Here is a 3508-nt window from a genome sequence, read left to right on the forward strand (position 1 = left end):
GCAGGAAGCGTGCTTCTTTCCGGGCCCAGCGCCCGACCCAGCGACCAACGTCAAACCAGCCTGGCTTTTCTACCTGCTTGCCGCAGCCGAGCCCTGTAGCGGCCGGTAGGCTCCTGGGCAAAATCAAGGAGGAGGCCGCGAGGCCGGGGGACCCTACGCCAGGGGCCTACCGGCTGCTACGGGGGCCTCACGATCGCCGTAGCCCAGAACGGAGACATCACCCAATCCACCACGTCGCCGACACCGGCCATCCGCACGCGCAGCGTCGTACTCACTCTGCAACGGCTCCTGGAACAAGACGCTTCCCTCAGATGAGAGAGGGACAAAAAAAAGGGGGCCTTTCGGCCCCCTCAGGGTGAAGCGACTACCCCAGTGTTGGAGAGAAAAAATCAGAAGTACGCGCGGATGCCGAAGGCGACGCCGCGGCCCGGCAGCGGCGAGTAATCACGCAGCAGGGAGGTATGCGGACGCACTTCCTGGTTGGTCAGGTTGCTGCCGTCCAGGAAGACCTCGTAGCTGTTGCTGTCGCTGCGGTCCCAGCGATAGGCCAGGTGGGCGTCAACCAGCGTGTAGCCCTTGCTCGGGTCTTCGTTCTGCGCAACGTCCTTCTGGCTGCTGTAGCGCACCGCACCGACCGACGCGCGCCAGCCGTCCTTCGACCAACGCAGGTCGGCACCAACGCGGCCCGGCGCGATACGCGGCAGGTAGCCGCTGTTGGCCAGGTCCACGCTGTAGTTGTGGTTGTGGTCGCCGTGCGGCACCGCGATGTCCACGGTGCGGCTGCCGCTGCCATCCAGCTCGGCCTTGACGTAATCGCCGAAGACGCGCAGATCCCAGTCGCCCGCGTTGCCTTCGAACAGATGCAACAGCGCCTCGGCTTCGGCGCCCTTGAAGGTCGCGTCCTGCTGCGTCCACAGGCGCACCGGCAGCGATTCGACCACGCCGGTGTCGGCCAGGTAGATGAAGTCCTTGAACTTGGTCTGGTAGATGGAGGCCGAGAAGTCGACGCGATCGCTGTGGGTGTGGATGCCCAGCTCGATGCGCTGGCCGCGCTCGGTCTTCAGATTGGCATCGCCGATTTCCAGTGAACGGGTGGCGATATGCGCACCGGCCGCATACAGCTCTTCATTGGTCGGTGCACGCTCGGAACTGTCGATGCCGAAGCGCAGGTCCACCGCGTCGTTGAGCGTCCAGATGCCCGCCGCCGACAGGTTGGTGGCATCGAACGAGCGTGCGCGATAGTCGCCGGTCGGGTCGAGCTTGACCTGGTCATGGCGGCCGCCGAGTTCCAGCTTGAACGGGCCGAACTGCTTTTCCTGCAGCACGAACAGGCCGATGTTCTTCGTACCGGTATCCGGCACGAAGGCCTCTTCGCCCCTGGCGCCGAAATCGCTGTTGCCGAACTGCAGGCCGAACGCGCCGTCCCAGCCGCCGATCTGCTGCTGTACCGCTTCCAGGCGGGCTTCGATGCCACGGTTGGTGAACCGGGTGGAGGGCGTGCCCGCTTCCAGCTCCACGTGCTCGTAGTCGGTGTAGGCGGTGCGCAGGTTGATGTTCTTCAGGAACGAGGTGGGGTTGTAGATGCCGCCCTTGGCTTCGAAGCGGTTCTGCACCATGTCGATGCGGACGTCGTGCTCGTCGCCTTCTTCCGCTTCGTCGCCATGGTCGTGGTCATGATCATGGTCGTCCTCGGCATGCACGTGTGCGCCGTTGGGGATGCCGTAGTTGGTGCGGTAGGTGCTGGCCGAGGCACCGAAGTAGCCGCCGTCGCCGAGCCAGGTCGCGCCGACGCCGCCGGCGCGGGTACGCACCGAGCTGTTGTCCAGGCGGCCGCGACGCGGCTCGTCGCTGTCGGCGGCGTCATGGTCGTGGCCACTGTGGTCTTCCAGGCCGTCGATCACCGCGTAGCCGGGAATGCGGTAGTCATCGCCATTGCGGACCAGGCCGTCGACATGCAGCACCACGTTGCCGCTCACGCCGTCCAGGCGGAACATACCGCTGCGCTCGTCATTGACCGAGTTGCCGCGCAGTTCGGCGCGACCACTCAGCGGGCGGTCCGGCAGTTCACGCGCGATGCGGCCATCGACGACGTTGACCGCGCCGCCGATCGCGCCGCTGCCGAACAGCAACGTCGCCGGGCCCTTCAGCACTTCGATCTGGTCGGCCAGGAACGGCTCGGTGCTGGTGGCATGGTCGGCGCTCACCGTGGAGGCGTCCATGTTGCCCATGCCGTTGGACAGCACGGCCACGCGCGGGCCTTCCTGGCCACGGATGATCGGGCGGCCGACGCCGGGGCCGAAGAAGGTGCTCTGCACGCCGGGCAGCTTGGCCACGGTGTCGCCGAGCGTGCCGGCCTTCTGCTCGTCCAGGCGTTCACCGGCGAGCACATCGACCGGGCGCGCCAGCGACTCGGCATCGCCCTGCAGCGGGGAGGCGGTGACCTTGACCGTGGACAGTTCGGTCAGGTGGTGGTCACGTTGGCCGGCATCGTCGGCGGCCGAGGCCAGCGAGGGAATCAGGGCGGCGGCGAGGGCCAGGGACAGGGCGTGGGGCTGGAGGGAGCGGGAAGAGCGCATAGGCAAAGGGTCCGTCTTCAATTGTTACAATGTATCAATGGTGTGGCGCGCGCAGCCCTTGGCGGGGCAGGTACAACGAGGGGGGCATTACGGGGGGAGGAGCGGTGCCGGGAAGGTGCGCGTCGGGATTGATGTTATATTATTCTATAACGCTTCGCCGACCCTGCTGGAAGTCATGCCCCTGTTCCCCCGCCTCCGTCATCTTCTCGATCGCTTCGGTGCCACCGGTTCGCTGCTGTGCGCGGTGCACTGCGCGGTGCTGCCGATCCTGCTGGCCGCCGCGCCCTCGCTGGGCCTGTCGGTCTGGCTGGGAGACGGGGTGGAGCTGGCGCTGGTCAGCTTCGTGACGCTGCTGGGGCTGTTCAGTCTGGTCTGGGGCTACCGTCGCCACGGCGCGTTGCGCGCGCTGGGCTTCCTGGTGCCGGGCCTGGTAGCGCTGTGGGCCGGGCTGCTGTACGACCCGCTGCATCATTCGGCGGTGCCGCATGCGGTGGTGATGACGCTGGGCGGGGTGCTGGTCGGGGTGGCGCACCTGGTGAACCTGCGTTTGAACCATGGCCACATCCATGACGCCAGCTGTGCGCATTGAGGCGCTGTGGTAGGCTTCCAGATCGTGCGCGGGGGCGCCTGAGAGGGCGGCCCCGCCGAACCCGTGTCAGTACGGGGTAATCAGATTCAAGACTAAGGAGTTGACGACATGGGTAAGGGTGACCGCAAGACCGCCAAGGGCAAGCGTTTCAACGCCAGCTACGGCAATTCGCGCTCGCACGTGGTGAGCAAGGTGGCCGTGGGCGCAGCTGCGCCGGTCGCCAAGAAGACCGTTGCCAAGGCGCCGGCGAAGAAGGCCGTTGCCAAGAAGGCTGTCGCCAAGGCCGGTTGATCCCGCTCGGCGGGTCGAAGAAAACGCGGCGCTTGCGCCGCGTTTTTTTTTG

The 3508-nt window shown here is 66.4% G+C and carries 3 protein-coding genes; 2 read left to right on the forward strand and 1 reads right to left on the reverse strand.

Annotated features, from left to right (window positions below; translation table 11 throughout):
* Positions 1–389 precede the first annotated feature (389 nt).
* Complete coding sequence (locus RTO53_RS08905) at positions 390–2582, reverse strand: TonB-dependent receptor (RefSeq protein ID WP_312237447.1); 2193 nt, start codon at positions 2580–2582, stop codon at positions 390–392.
* Between the two features lie 169 nt (positions 2583–2751).
* Here RTO53_RS08905 and RTO53_RS08910 point away from each other — a divergent pair, with 169 nt between their 5' ends.
* Together RTO53_RS08910 and RTO53_RS08915 are read left to right on the forward strand one after the other, a co-directional pair.
* Positions 2752–3165 carry a MerC domain-containing protein gene (locus RTO53_RS08910; RefSeq protein WP_256776848.1) on the forward strand — a complete coding sequence of 138 codons (414 nt, stop codon included), beginning with the start codon at positions 2752–2754 and terminating at the stop codon, positions 3163–3165.
* 108 nt (positions 3166–3273) lie between these two features.
* Positions 3274–3456 carry a 30S ribosomal protein THX gene (locus RTO53_RS08915; RefSeq protein WP_038689543.1) on the forward strand — a complete coding sequence of 61 codons (183 nt, stop codon included), beginning with the start codon at positions 3274–3276 and terminating at the stop codon, positions 3454–3456.
* Positions 3457–3508: the final 52 nt, after the last annotated feature.

This window comes from Stenotrophomonas sp. (assembly GCF_031995405.1).
Classification (GTDB): Bacteria; Pseudomonadota; Gammaproteobacteria; order Xanthomonadales; family Xanthomonadaceae; genus Stenotrophomonas.